Below are 22,306 nucleotides of genomic sequence, written 5' to 3'. Positions count from 1 at the left end.
ATCTACTTGGGATTTAAATTGCTCTATTGGGTATTTTATGGTCACACATAGAGAGAATTTGCGCTAAACATGTTTTTTGTGAAGGTCTTTAGCAGGGTTGATAGTATGTGCTTACATACTTTTTCAATGCGGGACTTCGAGGTTCTACAGTATGAAATCATTTAGTGCCTCCTCATATAGCGACGTGTAGTTGGGTACGCATCTATCCCCTGCTATCTTCCTCTGCATAACAATGCAAAGGATCGCCCCATGTCCCGTAACCTTACCGCCTCCCTGGCGCTGCTGACCGCAATCTCCATCCCGGCTCTCGGTCTGTTCGGCTGCGACCGCTCCAGTACCCAGTCCGAGCCGAAGCCGCAAACAGAGGCGGCGTCACAGGCCCCGGCCGAGCAAGAGGCCAAGCCCGATTTCTCCATCGACTACCAGCAGTTCCAGCTGGATAACGGCCTCAATGTGCTGTTCCACATCGACCGCTCCGATCCGGTGGTGGCGGTGTCGCTGACCGCCCATGTGGGCTCGGCGCGGGAGAAGGAGGGGCGCACCGGCTTTGCCCATCTGTTCGAGCATCTGTTGTTCCTGGAGTCGGAGAACCTGGGCAAGGGCGGGCTGGATGCGATGAGTGCGCGTATTGGCGGTTCCGGGGCCAATGGTTCCACGTCCCGCGATGTCACCAATTACTACCAGACGGTGCCCAAGGATGCGTTGGAGAAGATGCTGTGGGCAGAGGCCGACAAGCTGGGCTGGTTTATCAATACGGTGACCGATCCGGTATTGGCGAAAGAGAAGCAGGTGGTGAAGAACGAGAAGCGCCAGAGTGTGGATAACCGCCCCTACGGCCACAGCCAGTATGTGATCGATCGCAATCTCTACCCGGAGGGCCACCCCTACAGCTGGCAGGTGATCGGCTCGCTGGAGGATCTGGACAATGCCACCCTGGACGATGTGAAGACCTTCTTCCGCCGCTGGTATGTGCCCAATAACGTGACCTTGGTAGTGGCCGGGGATTTTGATCCGGAAGAGGCCAAGGCGTTGGTGAAGAAGTATTTCGGTGAGATCCCGGCGGGGGAGGCCATCGAGCGCGCACCCAAGCAACCGATCACTTTAAAGGAAACCAAGCGACTCTATTACGAGGACAACTTCGCCCGCCAGCCACAGCTGAGCATGGCTTGGCCTACGGTGCCGCGCTACAGCGAAGACAGCTACCCGCTGTCGGTACTGACGGAATACCTGTCCAGTGGCAAGCGCGCGCCGCTGTACCGGGTGCTGGTGGAAGACGAGCAGCTCACGGCGTATGTGTCCATGGGTGCCTACGAATCCGAACTGGCGGGGCAGGTTCAACTGGAGGTGCAGGCGTTTACCGGTGGCCATCTGGATGCGGTCTTCGCGGGTGTCCAGAAGGGCTTTGCCCTGTTTGAAAAAGAGGGCATCGCCGAGGAAGACCTGGAGCGGATCAAGGCGGGCCAGGAAGTGGCGTTTTACAACAGCCTCTCCAGCGTACTGGGCAAGGGTTTCCAGTTGGCCCAGTACCAGATTTACGCGAATGACCCGGGGTACGTGACCGAGGATATCGAGCGGTTGCTGGCGGTCACCGCGGAGGATGTGCAGCGGGTGTACGACAAGTACATCAAGGGCAAGCCGTACGTGGCCACCAGCTTTGTACCCCGCGGTGAAAAGGCGCTGGCGCTGTCCGGCTCCACCGCCGCGCAGGTGGTGGAGGAGAAGATCGTAGACGGCGCGGAAGCGCAGTTCGATGCCTCCGCCAGCGCGGCGTACGAGAAAACCCCCTCAAGCTTTGACCGCGCCAAGGAACCGGCCTACGGCGACCCTGCGGAAACCTCGGTGCCGGATGTGTGGCAGGGCAAGCTGGAAAACGGGATCGAAGTCTTCGGTATCGAAAACAGTGAGGTGCCGGTTGTGACCTTCAGCCTGGTGATCGATGGCGGCATGCTGCAGGAGAGTATCGATAAAACCGGCGTGGCCAACCTCACTGCCATGTTGATGGAGCGCGGCACCAAAAACCGCACCCCGGAAGAACTGGAAACGGCGATTCAGAAACTGGGTGCCAGCATCAGCGTGTCTGCCGGTCAGGATGCGTTCCGTTTCAGTGTGACCACCCTGGCGCGCAACTTCGATCAGGTGTTCGCGCTGTTGCAGGAAATGCTGCTGGAGCCGCGCTGGGACGAGAAAGAACTGGTGCTGGCGAAGAAGAGCGTTACCAGCCAGATCAAGCGTGCCGAAGCCGAACCCAATGCCATTGCCGGCAAGGCCTTTGCGCGCTTGCTGCACGGCAAAGACAGTATCCGCGGTCACAGCGGGCTGGGTACCGAAGCCTCCGTTGCAGCCATCACCATGGATGACCTCAAGGCCTATTACAAAAATACCCTGTCGCCCTCGGTGGCCAGCGCGCATGTGGTGGGCGATATCCCGCAGGCGGAGTTTATGGCCGCCGCCGCGCAACTGGCCAAGCAGTGGCCCGCCAAGCCGGTGAAAATTCCCGAACCGGAATCCAAGCCCGCCAAGCCCGGTATCTATTTTGTCGATGTGCCGGGTTCCAAGCAGTCGGTATTGCGTATCGGCCGCCTGGCAATGCCGGCGGTGTCGGAAGACTATTATCCGGCGGTGTTCACCAATTACATTCTTGGCGGTGGTGGTTTCGCCTCGCGCCTGATGCAGCAGCTGCGGGAAGGCAAGGGCTACACCTATGGCATCGGTTCCAGTGTGTCTGGTGGCAAGACCGAGGGCCGCTTCTCGATCGGCAGCGGCGTGCGCGCGAATGTCACCGCGGAATCGGTGCAACTGATCCACGACATTCTCAAGGAGTACGCCCCTACCTACACCGAGGCCGACCTGGAAAACTCGCGCTCTTATCTGGTGCGCGCCAATACCCGCGCGTTTGAAACCGCGGGCGCCAAGCTCGGCCTGCTGGAGAACATGAGTGAATACGGCTGGCCTGCGGACTATGTGCGCGAGCGCGAGGCGACCGCCAAGGCCATGACGATTCCCCGGGTGCAGAAGATTGCAGAGACCTATATGCAGCCGGATTCCATGATCTGGCTGGTGGTGGGCGATCGCGCCAGCCAGTTCGAGCGGCTTGAAAAACTTGGCGTGGGTGAGGTCACCTTGGTGGAGGATCAACAGCCGTCACAGGCGGACGAACCTGCTGCCGAAGCTCTTGGCGAGGACTGATAACGGCAGCTATTAGGGGCAGGTATTAGCGGCAGGATTGCTCGAGCACGGCGATACGCGCCTTGTCTTCGCGGCTTTCCTGCTGGCGGTATTTCTGCGCGGTCGCCTGATCCAGGACGATGTAAACCCAGAATAGATTGGTCGCCAGCAACAGGGTGCTGAGCAATACGATAATGATTGTTTTTGCACCCATGTTCAGTGGCTCGCCTCGGCAGAATGATTGGCCATCGCTTTCTTCAATCGCGCGTAGAGTGCGCTCGGGTCTATCCCCAGTTTCTTGAGCTTGAGTGGCTTATTAATCCCGCTGGTGGTGATCCACAATTCCGGGTAGCGATTGCCATAGGCGATATTGTCGTTGATCCGAAGTCGTTCGATGTCTGCGAAAGCTATCCGTTTTTTCCCAAATGGATAGCGGACCTCAACAGCGTTGTGCAGGATGCACACACCGCAGGCGGTGATGATGTACTCGTGGAGAACAGTGATGATGGTAAACGACATGGCACCGTAGCCTAGCCAGGGGTTACTAACCTGTGCCACGTAAATCCCCATGATCAGAAGAAACAGCGGACCCAGCGCGTAGGCCATGTGGTAGCTGCTGCTTCGGCCAAAACGACACGCCACCGCTCCGCGGCTGTGCAGCGCTATCTGGTGCGCAATGATTTCCCGGAGATCCTCGAAGTCCTGCAGGTGGAAGCTGGCGCTCAGCAGCAGCTTGCCGTCCGCATCACTCAGGTAAAGGTACTGCAGGAAGGTATTCTCCTGCTGGCTGGCGATCGCGCCCCAGGGGATCAGCCCCTGTTCCCGCCCACGGTATTGATACCAGATACCTTCTTCGTCGATCGCCAGTGCCCGGTAGGGCGCCCTTTGTCGCTGGTAATAGGCATAGACGGCGGCCGGCCCCAGCAAGCTGCAAAACGACAGCGAGAGGATATACGCCGTTCTTGTGTCGAGCGGTTCCAGTTCAGGGTTGAGAAGCGGGATCAGTGACAGGGCGGCACTGAACGCGAAGAGTGCCGTGAAGATCTCCTGCCAGCGCCGCAGAAAGCGCAGGTGGTGGTCGAAGATCACATAGTCCGTCATGGGGTGCGCTCACCGGTCCAGATTTTGTTTCTTGAGTGCTTTTATCGTCTTGAGGACGAGCCGGGAATCCCATCCCAGGAAGGAACTGGGCGAGTTATCCACAGGCTGCGGCGTGATTTATAACATGTGAGTTCGGCGGTTTGCAGAGAAATATTCCCATGAACAGCCCTGTTTGCGACGTGTCTCCATGCGATCGGATTAAGAGGCGGGTAATCGCCAATTAACCAAGTGGCAGTGGATTATTATTGCTCTGGAGGTAACCCGTAATACAAGGCCTGGCCAGTGGCCCGGTCTTTTTGTGTGAATAACCAGGGGTGAGCGCAATGGACTACAAACTCTACTACTGGGACCTGCCCTTTCGCGGCGTGTTTATCGAAATGCTGCTGCAGGATGTGGGCGCCAGCTACCAGCGGCTGGATGCCAGTGAAATCTATCCCGACAAGTGCCTGACCATTCAGAACCCGGGCATGGCGCCGCCTTACCTCTACGATTACGGCATCCGCAAAACCATCGCGCAGATGCCGGCCATCCTGATGCACCTGGCGCACAAATACGACTACCTGCCAAAACGCGCCGAAACCCACACCCTGGCCCTGAAAACCATTCTGGACTGCAACGATGTGTTGATGGAAATTACCAACTACAACGGCATGCAGATGTGGGACAAAGCGCGCTGGGACGCCTTTCGCTACGGCCGCCTGCCGGAGTGGATGCAGATTTTCGAGAACACTGGCCTTGCCCACGGCTTGCACGATGGCAAAGGTTTCCTGCTGGGCTCGACCATCTCGGTAGCGGACATTGCCACTACGGCGCTGTTCGGTACCATGATGTACGCTTTTCCCCAGCTGGAAAATGATGTGCAGGAGAATGCCCCGGCGATTGCGGGGTTGTGTCGGCGCATTGAATTCCGATCGGCCATTGCACCATTTTTACAACAGCAGCGGGCAGAGTACGGCCGCGGATATTGCGGTGGTCAGATAGAGCGCTCACTGCGCAAGGTAATGGATGAATGAATAAGAAACTGACCCGCTTGCTACAGATGTCGCAGCAGATATACCAACGCCGCGGGTTTGTATCCCGTGGGGCTTTTACCCTGTTGTTCCTTGCAAGCTTTAGTACACACGCCAGCGTTCTGGAGAATACTGCCTGGCGCCTGTCAGAATTCCGTTCAATGAGTGATGAGGTCGGCTCGCTGCGGCCGGACAACCCTCTCAGTGTGCAGATCCGTTTTGGGGCAGATGGCACCGCAAGTATGCAGCTGGACTGCAATCGGGGTAGTGCCAGGTGGCAGCTCAAACCCTCCACGGATCCGTCCAATGGTCAATTTGAACTGGGCCCGGTAGGGGCGACCCTTGCTCTCTGCCAGGGTAATAATCTGGGTGAGAAGTTCGCACGTGATGCGCCCATGTTGCGCGGTTATATGGTCCGTGATGGTCGGCTGTCTCTCAGCCTGATGGCGGATGCCGGCATTTATATATTCGATCCGATTCCACCGAAGGCCAGTGTGGAGCAAGGCGGACCCAGGGTATGGAAGGTGACTGAAGCACCCTCCGGGCTCAACCTGCGTTCGGCGGCTTCCGCGTCTGCCAGTATCGTGGGGCGCTTCGCCAATGGCGAGCGTCTGGATAATCTCGGTTGCGAAACGGCTGGCGGCCGGCTGTGGTGTAACGTGCAGCAGTTTGGCGGCGGCCCGGTGGGCTATGTCGCCGCAGATTACCTCTCTCCCGCAATCGCTCCCGATGGTTCCATGCCGGCCGGTACAGACGACTCGGCACTGCGCGCGGGCAAGGGGGATTTCGACGCAACCGGTAAAGTCCCCTGTGGTGATCAGTGGTGCGAATTTGGCGTGGCGCGCGCTGGTGGGGGCTTTGCAACGGTAGTAATTACCCGTACAGACGGCATGCGACGGGCGCTGTTTTTCCGGATGGGGATTGCGACCGGCGCCGACACCGCGGAAGCGGACGGGCAGCGCGCATTCAGTGCACGACGCGAGGACGATAATTATCTGATCCGTGTCGGTCCCGAGCGCTACAAAATACCGGATGCAGTGATTTTCGGCGGCTAGTTGAATTAGCGCCCACCTTGTAATGACATAAAAAAAGGGGAGCCGGCGCTCCCCGCAATGTCTCACAGGAGGGATCCCGCAATCGGGACTTTGTGCCGGGTTAGAAGAAACCTAGCGGGTTGGTGTCGTAGCTCACCAGCAGGTTTTTGGTCTGCTGGTAGTGTTCCAGGGCGCGCTTGTGGGTTTCGCGGCCGATACCGGATTTCTTGTAGCCACCGAAGGCGGCATGGGCCGGGTACTGGTGATAGCAGTTGGTCCACACGCGGCCGGCTTGGATATTGCGGCCCATGCGGAACGCCAGGTTCATATCGCGGGTCCAGACGCCGGCGCCGAGGCCGTATTCGGTATCGTTGGCGATCGCTAGCGCTTCCGCTTCGTCCTTGAAGGTGGTGACGCCCACAACCGGGCCAAAGATTTCCTCTTGGAAAATTCGCATCTGGTTGTGGCCCTTGAGCAACGTAGGCTGTACGTAATAGCCCTTGCGGAAGTCGCCTCCCAGCTGTTCGACGCCGCCGCCAAAAATTACTTCTGCTCCTTCGCGCTGGCCAATCTCGATATAAGTCATGATGCGGTCGAACTGTTCCAGTGACGCCTGGGCGCCAACCTGGGTTTCCATATCCAGCGGGTTGCCGCGCTTGATCGCTTTGGTGCGCGCCACCACATGCTGCATAAAGTCGTCGTAGATGGACTCCTGAATCAGCGCGCGGGATGGACAGGTGCAGACTTCCCCCTGATTGAAAAAGGCGAGCACCAGGCCTTCCACCGCCTTGCTGATGTATTCCTCTTCCTGCTGCATCACATCGGCAAAATAGATGTTCGGGGATTTGCCGCCCAGCTCTACGGTGGAGGGGATCAGGTTGTCGGCCGCGCATTTCAGGATATGGCCACCCACGGCGGTAGAGCCGGTAAAGGCGATCTTGGCGATGCGGTTACTGCTGGCCAGTGCCTGGCCGGCTTCTTCACCAATACCATTGACGATGTTCAGCACGCCCGGAGGCAGCAGGTCGCCGATGAGTTCCGCGAGTGCCAGGATGGAGGCGGGTGTCTGCTCGGCGGGTTTCAGCACCACGCAATTGCCGGCAGCCAGCGCGGGGCCGAGTTTCCACGCGGCCATCAGCAGCGGGAAGTTCCAGGGAATGATCTGGCCGACCACGCCCAGCGGCTCGTGCAGGTGATAGGAGACGGTGTGTTCGTCCAGTTCTGCCATGCTGCCCTCCTGGGCGCGCAGGCAACCGGCGAAATAGCGGAAGTGATCCACACACAGGGGAATATCGGCGGCGATGGTTTCGCGTACGGCCTTGCCGTTATCCCAGGTCTCGGCAACGGCGAGCCGTTCCAGATTCTGTTCCATGCGGTCGGCGATCCGCAGCAACACATTGGCGCGCTCTGCCGCGGGCGTTTTGCCCCAGGCGGTCTTGGCGGCGTGCGCGGCATCCAGTGCCAGTTCGATGTCTGCGGCGCCTGAGCGCGGTACTTCACAAAAGGCCTCGCCGGTTACCGGGGACACGTTTTCCATATAGTCACCGGCGACCGGTGGTACCCACTCGCCACCGATAAAGTTTTCGTAGCGCGGTTTAAAGTGAATCAACGCGCCATCTTGTCCGGGCTGTGCATAGATCATCGCGGTTTTCCTCTTTCGAGTCGTTGTTATGTCGCTGAGCTCCCCGCGTGCGTTGTTATCTGTCAGTACGAGGAGTAGTCTTGAAGCGCGGGTGGTGGCCCGGCTTTTTTGGTTTGAGCGATGAAAACATAGGGGCTGCGGGAGTCTCTGGCTTTCCTCTGAGTACAGATCACTTGATTCTGAATCCAGAACCGCAAGCGCAACGTCAGCAACAATAACTAAAAAGAAAACTATGACTGGATTAGCTATTCGCGGTCGAAATAAACCGCGGGAGCTGGTGGAAAACCGCGTCTCTTTCGCCGGTCCCAGCTCTGAACTCAGTGTTTACGATACCTACCTTCCGGCAGAGCGGGTTGGCCTCTGTTCCGGTGAGCTGCTGTATTGCGGCATGATCAGTGGCCGCAAGATCATGCACGGGGCAAAAAATTACCGCGCGGAATTTGTTCCCCAGGAATCCTTTGTGATGTCGCCGGGGGAGCAGGTTTTCATCGACTTCCCCGACGCCCGCCTGGAAACCCCTACCTCCTGTCTCACCATCGAAATTGCCCGCGAGCGGGTGGAAACGATCTGCGCGAAATTAAATGGCGTGGCGGCGGTGCAGCCGGAGTTCGAAGACTGGCGCTACCGCCCGGATACACTGATCCACACCCAGCACAGCCAGGCGACCCAGGCGCTGTTGCAGCGGCTGGTGACCACCTTTACGGAAAATTCCAGTGACCGGGATTTGCTGGTGGATCTGGGAGTGAGCGAACTGGTGGTGCGCATGCTGCGGGAACAGATGCGCACTTTCCTGCTGCAGGTGTGTGAAAACAATCCGGAAGTGAATGGCCTGGGTGCGGCGCTGCACCTGGTGCAGACGAAACTCGACCAGCCGCTGGATATCGACCGGCTAAGCCGTATTGCCTGCATGAGCCGCAGCCGTTTTTACAGCGAGTTTAAAAAACACCTGGGTTGTACCCCGGCGGAATTTCAGCAGCACCTGCGGATGCAGGCGGCAAAGGAACGCCTGGCACGAGGCGAGACCGTCACCCGTGTGTGTTTCGATCTCGGCTACCGCCACCTGAGTCATTTCAGCCGACGCTTTCACCAGCAGTTCGGTATGAGCCCCAAGCAGTTTCAGGAAAAACAACACTGAGTATTTGGGCTTGGGGTACCGGGCGAACAACAACGGCGAGACTGAGAAGGAAAAAAGGCGGCCCGACTTGGGCCGCCTTTTTTTTCGATTTCCATCGATGCTAGTTTTATCAATGGCTTATTTCTCGATGATCAGTAGGTCTGCTTGGCGTGGCCGACCAGCGCATCGCAATAAGCGTTGTTGGCAGCAGGTAGATAGAAGGCACTTTCCACCGCCGGGTAAGCGAAACTTGCTACCTGCGCATCGGCCTCCGCACTGTAGTCCTGGCCGATAAGGTCAAAGTAAGGACGATAATCCAGGCCGGTGGCGCGGCTGGTGGCGATCAACAGCCAGTCGTTGTTGTCGATGGCGTTGGCCTGCTCACGGGTGTAACTGGAGAAGCCCACGGCGACCTTGCCTGTCTCCCAATCGCTGTCGTTGCCTTTGGCGGCATTGAATGCGCGCTCTAAAATGTGCAACCGCGGGATCAGGTTCCAGCCATCATCCAGCGCGCCGTTTTCTTCGGCGTGCATCATCATTTCAATGATCAGCGCTACCCCGTAATTCCAACCGCTATAACCCCGGGCTGCCATATAGGCGGCCGGGTCGGCCTCGCCCTGGCTGGCGGCAAGATCGCTGCTGATGGTATCGAACGGCAGGTTCTGGCAATTTGCCGTGATTCCGTCTTCGTCCTGCGCCCGGGACTTGGGATAGTAGGAATAGAAGTTGGTGGTGGCGTGTCCCTCAAAGCCGTTGAATTTGAAACGACCGCTTTCCACGTTGTGGCCAACTTCATGCAGGTCGCCGTGGCCGAGGACCGAGAAGTCCCAGGTTGCATCGTAAGGGTTGCCGGAGCAGCCGGCGCCACAGGTAGACTGGTCCATATTGCCGTGCTGGACCTGATCCCATACTGCCAGCTCGAAACCGTAGTTCGCGGCAAAGTTTTGGATTTCCGGCACGACGTCGATGCCTTCCCCCTGCACCCCGGCGGCAATGCGCAAGTAGTTGTGATGGTACTTGGTGATATAGGTTTCCATTTCACTCGGTGTGTCCCAGCGGCTGTCCTGGGACAGCGACCGGCTCAGCCTGGTGCCGAGAGAATGGACCTCGAAGTAGTCGGTGACGATTTCGGCCCAGTCGTATTGATCCGCCGCCAGTGCCGCCGCGAAGGCAGCATCGTCGCCACCGGTTTGCCAGAAGGGATGCTGGCCGACATTACTGAATGCGAAGGTCATGTCGGTGCCCTTGTCGGAGAAACCGATCTGCACCGGGCCGCCGTAGGGCGAAGTGACGGTGATGGCTTCGCCGGCTTTGATTGGCATCCTGGTGGACTGCAGGAACTTGGGCCGCGTGTAGCCCCAGGTCGGGCCGTTAGCGCTCGGGTACATATGGCGGGTGGAGCCGGTGCGCTGGGTGTTGATAAATACCGAGGCATCAACGTCGCGGTTGCTGTCGGTGCGGGTGACGGTAAAGGTCTGACCGGGCAGCGCGTAAACACCTGCGGCGCGGAACGAGCGACGGCTGGTGAGGTTTACCGTTTTATCCACAGGCGTGATGTGGCTGAAGTCGGCGCGGCTGAAATTGCCGAGGTCCGGTTGTCCCGGATTGTGCTGCCGGCTGTTGTACACCATCGCATCGGTAAAATAGGCCTTCAGGAAGTCCACGGTGGGGGTGGTGTCTTTCCACATCGGGAAGTCCACGCTTTCGCGGTATTTATCGGCCAGCAGGAGCAGCAGCTTTTCCAGCCGGTATTTACCGTCGATGCTGAATACATCCAGTGCCTGCTGATCGAAGCGTTGCGGTATACCTCGCAGGTTGCTGGTCACGCTGCTGAATTCACTGGCGTAGGCCGCGATATTGCTGCAGTTGTTGTCTTCATCGGCGCACTGGGAAATATCAAAGCTGAAGCTGTTGTTTTTGAAGTGCTGCACCAGGCTGGATATCTGGGTGAGGCTGGAGTGGTTTGCACGCATTTCTGCCGCAGAAGTCCAGTTGGCGGCGTCCTGGGAGAAGTAGTTTCCCGCGCTGCCCGGACTTTGCGTCTGCACCTCAAAGAAACTCAGGATCGGGTTGGTCAACGCGGTGGAATTCCAGCTGTTGGTGTGCACATACAGCAGGGATTGCTGGTTGTTCACCGCCTGCTGCAGTGCAGCGGTTACCGAGTCGGTTGCCATCGCGGTGTCGGTTGCACCGGTGATGATCAGGTCGGCACCGTTCAGGCAGCTGCTCAACTCCGCTTCCACCGCGCAGCGGTTAATGACGGCCTGACTATTTTGTGCCTGTAGCCAGCTTTCTGTGGCACTCATGTTGCCGGAGCTCATTTGCATCAGCGCCACGGTGGCCGCGCCTTCGCCGGAAAGGCTGGCGTCTTGTGGGGCCAGCAGCCAGTCAAGCAGATTGATCATCGGCTGCGAAAATTCCGTATGACCGCCGCCATTGAGATCCACAATGACGTTGTCGCCCATGGCGACGGTACGATAGCCGGATTTATCGGTCGCGGTTACGAAGGTGTAGCTCTGGTTGCCGTTTACGACTTCCAGCACATCACTCAGGCTGTCGAGAGAGAAGTAGCGTGAATTTCGGCTGGGATCAAAAACAATGGGGCCCTCGCCAAAAATGGCCGCGTGAAAGTCGGCAACCTTTTCCTGGCGCTCGGCCACGCGATCCAGAATACGCTGTTCCAGTTCGCTGGCTGCGGCGGGCAGCAGTGCGGGATCGCCGGCCGCTACCGCTTCGTCAATGCGGTCTTTGACGGTGACGGCGATGGTATCGCTGTTGCTGGAGGTTTCATTGCTTACGGTGAGGCGGAATTCAAACGTTTCCGTCTGCATTGAGGAAGGGTAGACAACTTCCGTTTCTGCCGCGTCCGCCGCGGTAAAAGTGACCGCGGGACCGGAAACTTGCTGCCACTGGAAAGTGAGGGTGCCATCGCCACTGACGCTGCTCGTCAGATTTAGCACCTGGTCGTTGTACAGGGTGATTGGATCCGGCAGCGCCACGGATACCGGGGTCGGGCTTGAGCTGTCACCGTCATCTTGCCCATCACCATTATCGGAGCCGTCGCTCCCGTCATTTCCACTGTCTCCGCTATCACCGCCGTCCCCCGGATTTTCAACCGGGTCGTTTACTGGCGTATCGCTGGAGGAACTGCCACCGCCGCCACAACCGACGAGTGCGAGAAGCGTGAAAATCAAAAATGATCTGGTAATGGGTTTTATGGTCATTGTTGCCCTTGAGTGAAAGCTACATTTCCGGATGCGTTACAGACGCGTCGGCGCTGCATGCGATGTGCGCGGCATATTATGCGGATGTAGCGGGGGCTCGCTTGATATCGGGCGGGGTTAGCGAAGTTTTTGACCGAATTGGGATATTGGTCACCGATTGGCGACATTGAATGATTAGGTTGGGTGAATCACCAGGAAAGGAGCAGGCGCGATCCGCGGTGGGGAGCCACCGGCACAGAGGCCGGTGGCGAAGGGGGGGACGGAGCAGGTGGTTTAGCCGGCGGGAACCCAGCTACCGTCCGGGCGGCGGCAGGCGACGCTTTGAGTGCCGCCCTGGCCTACGATTTCGGTAACGAAGGAGCGACAGTACTGGTCACCGCGCTGCTCAAAGGCACCCGGGGTGACCGCGTACTGCTCGTTGCCTTGGGCGTTCTGCCAGGTAACACGTTCACCTTCCGGCGCAAATTCCAGTACCTGTCCTACACACGCCTGGTTGCGCTGATCCATCTTTTTGCCGATGTTGCCACCAATCAGCACACCGGCGATGGCGCCGCCAATGGTGGCAGCGGTATTGCCGCGGCCATCGCCAATCTGGTGACCGATCACGCCGCCGATCAGGCCGCCCAGCACGCTGCCGACCTTGTCGCTGTTACAGCGGGAGGCGGTAGTAGGCTGCGGAGCCGGTCGCCACTCCGGGCGGTACTCGGGCTCCGGTGCCTGCTGGTTGAACCAGGGCGGAAGTACCACCACGCGTACGGGCTCACGTCCATGATGGTGGTGGTCCACATAGCGATCCCGGGTGCGGCAGGTGCGCTCTTCCACATAGTCGCCATTGCGCTTCCACTTGCGCTCAACCTTGCAGTTCCCGTCCCAGTATTCTTCTTTGCGCTCGTGCTTGTGGTGTTTGTTCTTCTTCCAGCCGCGGCCTTCGGGCGGATCGGCGTACAGGCTGCTGGAGAGGGTGCCGCAGAGCAGCGCGGCAAGGGCGGTGGTCAAGATTCTCATGCTGAATATCCGCTTCGTTCTTATCAATGGCTATTGGCGCGGATAGTAACAACGGTGATCTGAACAGACAGTGAATGAGTCAGCGTTTCTGGTACCTGATCGGCGGGTCTCAGGATTTGGTCCAGGGGTTATCCCGGCAGAAGGTCGCAATGTAGAGGTCTTCGACCTTGCTGCGGGCCCAGGGGGTTTTGCGCAGAAACTTGAGGCTGGATTTCACCGAGGGGTCTTTCTTGAAGCAGTTGATATCAATGCGCTCCGCCAGACCATCCCAGCCGTAGTGGGCCTCTAGTTCCTCGACGATATCGGCGAGTTTGATGCCGTGGAGCGGATTGTTGGGTTGTGAATCCTGCATAGATGACTGCCCGGGCGAACTGGATTACTGAAATATTTCTGCCCGGGATTATGCCTTGTTACCGCCGGCGGTATCCACCGCCGGGTCCATCGCGTTTGGGCTCAGGCACCCCACAGACCACAGCGGTGATCGCTGGTGAAATCGCTTTCGTTGGTAAAGGCACTATCGCCGCCCAGTCGAATCAGTTGATCCTCCAATTCGAAGGCTGGCCAGTGAGCGTCACTGCCGCCGTTGGGGTCGCCGCTGCGCGCAAAGCGGGTCCAGTAGCGGATCATTCGGTTGGATAGGGCCAGCTGTGCATCCGTTGCGCCGCGGGTGCGGAAGGCCGCTTCACTGCCCCAGATATAGGGGATTTCAAATGCGTGTGAGGCTCCCAGTTCCAGTCCTTCCGGGCGAAATGGCAGTATTGCGACGGGGGCCTCGCGGTCGGCAAATTCATAGGCGTAAGTGGTCACCAGTGTCGACAGCTGTGTGGCCTGGCGCAGAGCATTACAGGCAAACACGGCATCGGTTCCTATGGCCCCCATCGCCTGCCAGACGTTACCGGCGTACAACTCCAGTGGATAAAACCGGGCAATGCCAGCGACGACGGGGCTGTCGGTGGGCTGTCCGATCAGTGCGCCTATTTCCCCGTGGTACTGATCTGCGGTGGGCGGGCTAACGCCGCTCAATGCATCGATACCCACAAACAGCGTGTACTCGTCCAGGTTGCTGCCCATGAGTACGGGGACTGCCTGGAAATTGCCGCTGGCCAGGGCGCTCTCAATGGAGTCCTGCGGCAGCAATTCCGAGCCGTAATTGGGGTTTACTCCGGTGCCGTCGGTGAGCCCTTCCTGCAGCGTCAAGATTTCCGACACGCTCAGTGCGCGCAGGCATTCGGTATCGGTGCAAGGGGTAAAGGCCACCTCGCCAAGTTGCTCTGCGGTGCCGAGCGACAGTTGGGTGGGGAGATAAGCGCCGCTTTGTACGATGGCCTTGTGAAACAGGCCGGCAGTGTGAGGTGAGGCGATCAGGGACAGCACACTGTGGCCGCCGGCGGATTCCCCGAAAATGGTGACCTTGTCGGGGTCGCCGCCAAACTCGGCAATATTTTCCTGCACCCACTCCAGCGCCAGCTTTTGGTCCAGCAGTCCGTAGGCGCCGGAGAAGCCATTCTGTTCCGCGGTAAGTGCCGGGTGTGCCAGAAAACCGAAAGCACCGAGACGGTAATTCAGGGTGACCACGACCATGTCTTCAGCGACCAGTCGCGCGGGATCGTAGGCTTCCCCGCCGGAGCCACTGATAAAGGCACCGCCGTGGATCCACACCATCACCGGCAGGCTCTCACTGTTTTCCGGGGTGTAGACATTGAGGAAAAGGCAGTCCTCCGAATCACTGGCGCCACCCATCACGCCGCCAGCCTGGGGGCAATTGGGTCCAAAATTCACCGCCGCCAGCACGCCACTGTGTTCCTCGACCGGTTGTGGCGGCGCGAAGCGCAGCGCTCCCACAGGTGGTCTGGCATAGGGAATGCCGCGAAACGAGAGCATATTGCTTGCACTTTCGAGTGCACCACGCACATCGCCCTTTGTGGTCGTGCGTACCAGTGGGTCCGCTGCGGGTTGTTCCGGGCCGGGTGGATTATTGTCAGGCAGAGTGCGATCGGTCGGATCCGCGCCCGAACCACAGCCCGCGGAAAGAAGGACAGAAAGAAGGAGAGCAGAAAAGCTGGCAGCAACGACGTATCTGAAAATCATCTGGAAATGCCTTTGGAAATTATTATGTTCAGCGCCACCCCGGGCCTGGCAGCGGAACCTTCAGGCCGGGGAGCTCGAAATTGTAGGAAGGCGACATTTCCACCGGTATCACGGCAGAGACCAGATAATCGGGTGATTGGTTGCTCATGTATTGCAGGGGGCAACCCCGCTGAATTTGATCGGATTGCGAAAGCAATCAGTGCAGCGTGAGCAATTTCAGGATTCCGAGTGGTCATTCGCGACAACTGGCCAGCGTAAATAAAACATCTGTCTAATCTTCATTTGCCCGCGGAACTCGAAATTCGCTTGGGTAAGGAACGAATAAAATCGCCCAATTTGGCAGCAAACGGTTCGGCTCGAGAGTGGGGCTTATTGTGCAAATGGAGAAAGCATGAAAACTGCGAATCTAGGAAAGAAATATACGCTGAAGGCGCTTGTGTCCGCTGCCAGTATCGCGCTGGGCACCATAGCCCTGGGCAGTGCGGCTCAGGCCGAGGTGTTCGAAATGAAAAAGGGCGAGTTTTCTGGCTCTTTCATCACCTCGTATCTGACCTATAAGCCCGGTGATAGAACGATTACCACCATTGCCAACGGGTTTGCCGCGGGTAAAAAAATGGGGGCGTTTCAGAGTCATACTGTGGCGGATTTTCGTAATGAGAGCTCGGATTGCAATCCGGATGATGGGTTGGATCCAATGCGGGTCGAACGCTTTTTCATTGTCGTGAAATCGGATGTGGTTTTGACCTTCAAAAAGGGGCAGCTTTTTCTGAAGTCGGAATATCCAATGGAACCTCCGGTTGATACCTCTATCGCTGAAATACGTGAATATGCAAGCGGCTGTGCGTTTTTCAATCTTGTACTGGTTGAAGAAAGACCAGAGCTTGCGGATATCGCTGGAGGCTTCGATCTGAAGGTGAAATACAAGGTTGTGGGCGGTACCGGTGCGTTTGCCGGAGCCAAGGGCGAATTGATCAGCACCTCAACAGGTACGACGCTGGAATTTAATGATAACGGTGGTGGTGAAAACTGGTTCGGCGGCGCTAGCGGTACGCTCGAGGGCAGCTTCTGTACCGATTGCAGTTACCCTTAGTAGAGGTTGGGATCGAAACAGTCCCGCTCGTTATGCCGTGCTGATTCCAGGCTGATTCTGGATGGCAGACACTGTCCAGGATCAGTTGCTTCCGTCGATGGTTTTGCGGATTTTGCCGAACACGTTGCGGATCAATTTTTTCGCGGTGGGCATCTGCTCTTCAATCTCGGTGCGCAGTGCCAGCAGCTCGGCATTTTCCGGCTGGATGCTGAGACCGGTATTGGCATCCCGGTGCGCGCGGTCCAGTTCGCCTTCGAGCAGATGGGCACGGGCGCGTCGGGAGTACTCCGCCGCAAGCTGATCGATACCTGCGAGCGCCTGCGGGTTGTCTTCTTCCAGGGCGAGTGCCTCGCGATAGAAGTGCAGGGCATTGGTGTCTGCGGGTTTGACCAGGTTGCCGCGCTCAAGGGCCTCGGCGCCCCGGGTGACGTAGTCCTGTACCAGTAATTCCGTCACGCGCTCCAGGCCTTCGTGCGCCTCGTCATTGTCCTGTTCCAGCAACAGTACCTGGCGGTAGTAGTAGCGGGCGTTGTCCTGCTCGGGGGCGATAAAGCGGCCCTCTTCGAGCCTGAGCTCCGCCTGCTCCAGCAGTCGATTGATTTCGCGTTCGGTTTCGCTCTCGTAAGTCGCGAAAAACACCAGTAGCAACGCTGCGACCGCACCGACTGCCGGCAGCAAGAACCGCGGCAGCCGACCGGTGATGCCGGTCTGGCCGGCAGACATAACAGACGGACGCGCCGCGGTTGCGGTGGGGTCGAGCAACAGTTCGATGGCGGTGGCCAGTTCCTCGCAGGTTTGAAAGCGGTCCTGGGGGCGCTTGGCCAGCATGCGATCCAGCAGCGGCTGCAGATACACATATTCCTCGGGCAGCGGCGGCAGTGCCTGTTGGATATGGTTGATGGCGGTGCTGGTGTGGGTGCTGCCCTTGAACGGGTTATGCCCCAGCAGCAGTTCCAGCAGGATCACGCCCAGCCCATAGATATCCGTGGTGATATCCAGCGGTTGTCCCTGGGCCTGCTCGGGGCTGCTGTATGAGGGGCTGCCCAGGCTGTGTCCTACCAGGGTCAGGTCCGAGTCATTCTCCACATCCTTGGCAATGCCGAAATCGGTGAGTACCGCGGTGCCGTCCTTGCGGAATAGGATGTTCGCCGGCTTCACATCCCGGTGGATGATGCCCTTGGCGTGCACCACGCCGAGGCCCGTGGCGATTTGCCGGATCAGCCGCAGGATTGCACCGGGTTCGCGGAAACGCTCCCGGTTCTCGCTCAGGTCACCGCCTTCGAGAAACTCCATGGCGATGTAGTGGTCGCCACTGGCCAGTGTCGAAATATCGTGGATGGTGATGACGTGGGGATTGCTCAGGCTGGCAATAAAGTGCGCTTCGTTGATGAAGCGCTCATTGAGCTGGGCCTGGTTTCCGTTGCGCAGGACCTTGATGGCAACCTTGCGGTTCAGCGATTCCTGGGTGGCCAGGTAGATCGAGGCCATACCACCCTGGCCGATGGGGCCGTGTACTTGGTAGCCGGGGATTTGAAATTCGGGGTGCGTCATAACAGCCAGATTTGCCAGCGCTGATGGATCAATGGAGGGGCGCAAGGATAGCGCCGCGATTTGGCGAAATAAACCGAGCGCGCCACAGAGTGGTGAGCGCATCACGCAAGGGGGGCTTTGGTGTCTGTTGCCAGCGGTGAAAATACCGTCGCTAGAAGTTGTCCGGGTTGCGTATGATCTGCCTGGCGCGCGCCGACAGTGCGGCGAGTTCCTCGCGGTCCATTTTGTCCAGCAGGCTGAGCATCATCGCCATGCGCGGGTTGTCCTCGAAATGTGTGCGCTTTTCAGCCAGGAAGTGCCAGTAGAGGCTGTTAAACGGGCAGGCGTCCTCACCGGTTTTTTCCTTCACCTTGTAGCGGCAGTCCGCGCAGTAATTGCTCATCTTATTGATATAGCTGCCGCTGGAGATATACGGCTTGGTGGCGACCAAGCCGCCATCGGCGAACTGGCTCATGCCCCGTGTGTTGGTGATTTCCACCCACTGGATTGCGTCGATATAAATCCCCAGGTACCAGTCGTCTACCTGGTCTGGGTGCACCTGGGTCAGCAGCGCGAAATTGCCGGTGATCATCAAGCGCTGGATGTGATGGGCGTAGGCGTGATCGAGGCTGTTTTGGATGGCGTGGTGCAGGCAGTTCATCTGCGTGTCTGCGCTCCAGTAAAACGCCGGTAGGTCGTTGTGATTTTGCAGCCGGTTACAGCGCCCGTAGCCCGGCATCTCCCGCCAGTAGACGCCGCGCATGTATTCCCGCCAACCGAGAATCTGCCGCACAAAGCCTTCGACCTCGTTGAGGGATATGGTGTTCTTGTGTTGCTGCCAGTATTCGATGACCGCATCGATCACTTCCCAGGGGTGCAGCAACTTGCTGTTCATGGCGAAACTGAGGCGGCTGTGAAACAGGTATACCTGTTCGGGGTCCATCGCATCCTGGTAATCGCCGAAGTGGATCAGAAGGTGCTCGCAGAAATAGCGCAGTACCTTCAGACCGTCTTCGCGGGTGGTGGGCCAGTTGAAATGTTCCGGATCGATATTGCCGAAGGTTTTTACTCCCGCCTGTTCAATGCGCCGCAGGGTATCGCGTACATCTTTGCGGAATCCTTTTTCATGGGGTATTGCCGGCTTGCCCTTCCACTTCTTGCGGTTGCTTTCATCGAAGTTCCATTTGCCACCGGCAGGCTTGCCATCCTCCATCAACAGATTGTGCTTGCGGCGCATGTGCCGGTAAAAGCTTTCCATCAGCAGGGATTTTTTATCCGCAAAAAAACGCTTCCAGCTCGCTTCTGGAAGTAAGGAAGTGTTCGCTGTCGAAGGCTTCGCTGGGAATACTGAGGTCGTCACTCAGTTGTTGGAGTTGCTGTTCCAGGCGGTATTCATCGGCCAGCTGGTATTCGAACTTTTCAATCCCGTGTGTCTGGATCAGGTTGGCGATATTGGTGCCGAGCTTCTGGGTGTTGTCCGGGTGGTCCAGGGAGTAGTAAATCACGCGCTTACCGCGGTCTTCCAGCCACTGGGCGAACGCGGACATCGCCTCGAAAAATGCCACCACCTTCTGGATGTGATGCTTTACGTAGTCGGTTTCCTGGCGCATTTCGGCGATGAAGTAGAGCGTGTCTTCATCGTCGCTGCGGAACCAGGAGTGCTTGTGGTTGAGCTGGTCGCCCAGAATCAGGCGCAGAGTCTTCAATGGGCTTTCTCTTGTCGGGTTACCGCCAGCGGTTGCGAAAACTCCGGTCCGGGTCGTAGCGCTCGGCCTGTCCCTGGATGTCGAAGCGGCGATCGCGTGGGTCGTTGCCTACACCGCTGTTGTACATCCAGTTGCCGTAGTTACTGTGGACGTCGTAGTCCAGCAGCAGGCTTTCAAAGTAGGCAGCGCCGATGCGCCAGTCCTGCTGCCGTTCGCGCGCGAAATAGCTGGCGACATTCTGGCGACCGCGATTGCTCATCCAGCCGGTGGCCGCGATCTCACGCATGTTGGCGTTGACGAAGTCGTATTCGGTTTCACCGTTTATCCAGCACTGGATTTCTTGCGGGTCGCGCTGCCAGGTGTATTCCTGTTCGAGGATGCCGCCGAGACGGAAAATCTGGTCTCCGTGTTTGAGGCTGACGAACTTGAAGAAATCCCGCCACAGCAACTCGAATACCAGCCAGTAGGTGTCCTCGTTGGCTTTTACGTCCTGTTCGAACTCCCGGATCAGCCAGTACACCTGCCGCGGCGAAAGACTGCCGTTGGCGAGCCATGGGGAGAGCTTGCTGCTGTAGTCGGTGCCGACAAGGCCGTCGCGGGTGTGTTTGTAGCGTAAGAGGTTTTCGGATTTCCAGAAATAATCCTGAATCCGCTGCTGGGCGGCTGCGCCACCCCCGTGAAAGGGAAAGGCGCTGCGCGGATCCGGGGTGAAGGTTTCCAGACCAAGCTGAGCGAGGCTGGGCAGGCTGGTGTGAAAACCTTCCACCGCCGCGAGTTGGCCATTTTCAGCCGGCATGGGCGACGGGCGCGGAACCGGCGGGCGAACAGACCACGCTTGCTCGCACGACTTGCGGAAGGCGGTAAATACACGAGGCAGATCCTGCGGGGCAAACGGCAGGTCTTGCGGGTGCAACAGCAACTGGCCATAAAACTCGTGCAGATTCACTGCGGCCATTCCAGCGGCAGACTGCACGGCCTCCTGTACCTGCCGCTCATCGCGGGTCCATTCCCGCTGCAGGTAGAGATCGCTTATCCCGAGTGTCGCCACTAATGCGGGGATCGCCGACTCCGGGTGTTTCTGGCTGATCAGTAGTGGAACATTGATGACCGCGAGCTGCCGCTGCAGATCGGCGAGAGACTCCAGCAGGAACTGCGCGCGGAATTTTTCCGTGCGCCGAAACCCGTACCGGTCTTTTTCAAACTGACGCGGGTCCAGGCAGTAGAGTGCGACCACCTTACCGCCGTGTTGCTGCGCATTACTGCAGGCTTCGGCAAGGCCGTGGTGGTCGCTGCTGCGCAGGTCGTTGCGGAACCAGACCAGGTTGTTCTTGTTCATTCGCGCTTGAGGAGCTCCCGCGAAATGATCAGCTTCATGATTTCATTGGTGCCGGCGTAGATCCGCTGTACCCGCGCGTCGGCCCAGGCGCGGGCGATGGGGTACTCCCACATGTAGCCGAAACCGCCGTGCAACTGCATGCACTCATCCAGCAGTTTGCATTGGAAATCCGTCGCTAGCAGTTTGGCTTTGGCGGCGGTGGAGACGTCGAGCTTCTCCTCGTAGTGCAATTCCAGGCAGCGGTCGATAAACACCCGCAGAGCGGTGAGTTCGCTATCCAGTTCGGCGAGTTTGAACTGGGTATTCTGGAAGGCGGAAATGGGTTTGCCGAAGGCCTTGCGGTCTTTGACGTATTCGATGGTCCAGCCGATGGCGGCCTCACAGTTGGCGATGGCATTTACCGCCACGCTCAAGCGTTCCTGGGGCAACTCCTGCATCAGGTAAATAAAACCCTGGCCCTCTCCCCCCAGCAGATTTTCCGCCGGTACTTTGACATCGTCGAAGAACAGCTCGGAAGTGTCCTGGGCTTTCATCCCCACCTTTTCCAGATTGGTCCCTTTCTTGAACCCGGGGCTGTCGGATTCAACCAGCAGTAGGCTGACACCGGCGGCGCCCGCGGCGGGGTCGGTTTTCGCTACCACCACCACCAGGTCTGCATGCTGGCCGTTGGTGATAAAGGTTTTGGAACCGTTCAGCACATAGTGATCGCCGTCTTTCACCGCAGTGGTGCGCACGCCCTGCAGATCGGAACCGGCGCCGGGCTCGGTCATGGCGATGGCGGTGACGATGTCGCCGCTGATACAGCCGGGCAGGTATTTCTGCTTCTGCTCTTCGGTACCGTAATTGACGATGTAAGGCACGGCGATATCCGAGTGCAGGCCCCAGCCGATACCCGTCAGTCCCTGGCGGGAAATTTCTTCATCGACGATGGCGTTGTAACCGAAGTCCAGTTCCAGCCCGCCGTAAGCTTCCGGCACCTGCGGGCACAGAAAGCCCATGGCGCCGGCCTTGCGCCAGAGTTCGCGGTCTACCTGGCCGTCTTTTTCCCACTGGTGATGATAGGGGGCGGCTTCGGTTTCGAGGAATTTGCGCACGCTGTCGCGAAACTGTTCGTGTTCGGTACTGAAGACGGTTCTCGGGATCATGATGGGGTGCCGTGTTATTGCTGTTGTCGATTTCCATTGCCGCTCTGGAGATGGCGGAATGGCTGGTCTGAATAAATTAGCTCATGTGGCGCCGGGCACAATGGCTTTTGGCGCCA

The 22,306-nt window shown here is 58.3% G+C and carries 17 protein-coding genes; 5 read left to right on the top strand and 12 right to left on the bottom strand.

Features of this window, described 5'->3' with window-relative positions; genetic code table 11:
- Positions 1–249 precede the first annotated feature (249 nt).
- The gene (locus M0G74_RS04155) at positions 250–3,186 is read left to right on the top strand and encodes a pitrilysin family protein (RefSeq protein ID WP_248214888.1); all 2,937 of its coding nucleotides are present in this window, start codon (positions 250–252) and stop codon (positions 3,184–3,186) included.
- Positions 3,187–3,211: 25 nt separating this feature from the next.
- Here the strand turns inward: M0G74_RS04155 and M0G74_RS04150 are convergent, their stop codons facing one another.
- Together M0G74_RS04150 and M0G74_RS04145 are read right to left on the bottom strand one after the other, a co-directional pair.
- The gene (locus tag M0G74_RS04150; protein WP_248214885.1) at positions 3,212–3,379 is read right to left on the bottom strand and encodes a hypothetical protein; all 168 of its coding nucleotides are present in this window, start codon (positions 3,377–3,379) and stop codon (positions 3,212–3,214) included.
- Between the two features lie 2 nt (positions 3,380–3,381).
- Positions 3,382–4,266 carry a hypothetical protein gene (locus tag M0G74_RS04145; RefSeq protein ID WP_248214883.1) on the bottom strand — a complete coding sequence of 295 codons (885 nt, stop codon included), beginning with the start codon at positions 4,264–4,266 and terminating at the stop codon, positions 3,382–3,384.
- 323 nt (positions 4,267–4,589) lie between these two features.
- Between M0G74_RS04145 and M0G74_RS04140 the strand changes: the two genes are divergently transcribed.
- Both M0G74_RS04140 and M0G74_RS04135 read left to right on the top strand, forming a co-directional pair.
- Positions 4,590–5,279 carry a glutathione S-transferase family protein gene (locus M0G74_RS04140; RefSeq protein WP_248214881.1) on the top strand — a complete coding sequence of 230 codons (690 nt, stop codon included), beginning with the start codon at positions 4,590–4,592 and terminating at the stop codon, positions 5,277–5,279.
- Complete coding sequence (locus tag M0G74_RS04135) at positions 5,276–6,331, top strand: SH3 domain-containing protein (RefSeq protein WP_248214879.1); 1,056 nt, start codon at positions 5,276–5,278, stop codon at positions 6,329–6,331. Before M0G74_RS04140 ends, M0G74_RS04135 begins: the two co-directional genes overlap by 4 nt.
- A 100-nt stretch (positions 6,332–6,431) precedes the next feature.
- Here M0G74_RS04135 and M0G74_RS04130 read toward each other — a convergent pair whose 3' ends face one another.
- Positions 6,432–7,952 carry an aldehyde dehydrogenase family protein gene (locus tag M0G74_RS04130; protein WP_248214877.1) on the bottom strand — a complete coding sequence of 507 codons (1,521 nt, stop codon included), beginning with the start codon at positions 7,950–7,952 and terminating at the stop codon, positions 6,432–6,434.
- 232 nt (positions 7,953–8,184) lie between these two features.
- Between M0G74_RS04130 and M0G74_RS04125 the strand changes: the two genes are divergently transcribed.
- The gene (locus tag M0G74_RS04125) at positions 8,185–9,087 is read left to right on the top strand and encodes a helix-turn-helix domain-containing protein (RefSeq protein ID WP_248214875.1); all 903 of its coding nucleotides are present in this window, start codon (positions 8,185–8,187) and stop codon (positions 9,085–9,087) included.
- Between the two features lie 131 nt (positions 9,088–9,218).
- Here the strand turns inward: M0G74_RS04125 and M0G74_RS04120 are convergent, their stop codons facing one another.
- The 4 genes from M0G74_RS04120 to M0G74_RS04105 all read right to left on the bottom strand — a co-directional run bounded on the left by M0G74_RS04120 (position 9,219) and on the right by M0G74_RS04105 (position 15,383).
- Positions 9,219–12,260: an ImpA family metalloprotease gene (locus M0G74_RS04120; protein WP_248214872.1), complete on the bottom strand. Its 3,042-nt coding sequence runs from the start codon at positions 12,258–12,260 to the stop codon at positions 9,219–9,221.
- Between the two features lie 303 nt (positions 12,261–12,563).
- Entirely contained in the window at positions 12,564–13,295 is a 732-nt protein-coding gene (locus M0G74_RS04115) for a glycine zipper 2TM domain-containing protein (RefSeq protein ID WP_160152322.1), read from the bottom strand.
- 109 nt (positions 13,296–13,404) lie between these two features.
- Positions 13,405–13,647: a VF530 family protein gene (locus M0G74_RS04110; RefSeq protein ID WP_248214871.1), complete on the bottom strand. Its 243-nt coding sequence runs from the start codon at positions 13,645–13,647 to the stop codon at positions 13,405–13,407.
- A 101-nt stretch (positions 13,648–13,748) separates the two neighbouring features.
- A complete protein-coding gene (locus M0G74_RS04105; protein ID WP_248214870.1) occupies positions 13,749–15,383 on the bottom strand; it encodes a carboxylesterase family protein in 1,635 nt (544 codons plus the stop codon).
- Positions 15,384–15,774: 391 nt separating this feature from the next.
- Between M0G74_RS04105 and M0G74_RS04100 the strand changes: the two genes are divergently transcribed.
- Positions 15,775–16,473 (top strand): hypothetical protein, encoded by a 699-nt coding sequence (locus M0G74_RS04100; RefSeq protein ID WP_248214867.1) that lies wholly within the window; start codon positions 15,775–15,777, stop codon positions 16,471–16,473.
- Positions 16,474–16,554: 81 nt separating this feature from the next.
- Here M0G74_RS04100 and M0G74_RS04095 read toward each other — a convergent pair whose 3' ends face one another.
- From M0G74_RS04095 to M0G74_RS04080, 5 genes are all read right to left on the bottom strand, one after another.
- Positions 16,555–18,024: a serine/threonine-protein kinase gene (locus tag M0G74_RS04095; RefSeq protein WP_248214865.1), complete on the bottom strand. Its 1,470-nt coding sequence runs from the start codon at positions 18,022–18,024 to the stop codon at positions 16,555–16,557.
- 151 nt (positions 18,025–18,175) lie between these two features.
- Positions 18,176–19,261, bottom strand: coding sequence for a cryptochrome/photolyase family protein (locus tag M0G74_RS04090; RefSeq protein WP_282449932.1), 1,086 nt, complete (start codon positions 19,259–19,261; stop codon positions 18,176–18,178).
- Positions 19,262–19,274: 13 nt separating this feature from the next.
- On the bottom strand, positions 19,275–19,709 hold the full coding sequence (locus tag M0G74_RS18220; protein ID WP_282449931.1) for a cryptochrome/photolyase family protein: 435 nt from the start codon (positions 19,707–19,709) through the stop codon (positions 19,275–19,277).
- Positions 19,710–19,728: 19 nt separating this feature from the next.
- A complete protein-coding gene (locus M0G74_RS04085; protein WP_248214863.1) occupies positions 19,729–21,045 on the bottom strand; it encodes a DASH family cryptochrome in 1,317 nt (438 codons plus the stop codon).
- Positions 21,042–22,190, bottom strand: coding sequence for an acyl-CoA dehydrogenase family protein (locus M0G74_RS04080; RefSeq protein WP_248214861.1), 1,149 nt, complete (start codon positions 22,188–22,190; stop codon positions 21,042–21,044). The genes M0G74_RS04085 and M0G74_RS04080 overlap by 4 nt, the downstream gene beginning before the upstream one ends.
- Positions 22,191–22,306 lie beyond the last annotated feature (116 nt).

Source organism: Microbulbifer sp. CAU 1566, from assembly GCF_023156515.1.
GTDB lineage: Bacteria > Pseudomonadota > Gammaproteobacteria > Pseudomonadales > Cellvibrionaceae > Microbulbifer.
Note: the sequence above shows the minus strand (reverse complement) of the source record. Positions and strands in the feature narration are given on the sequence as shown.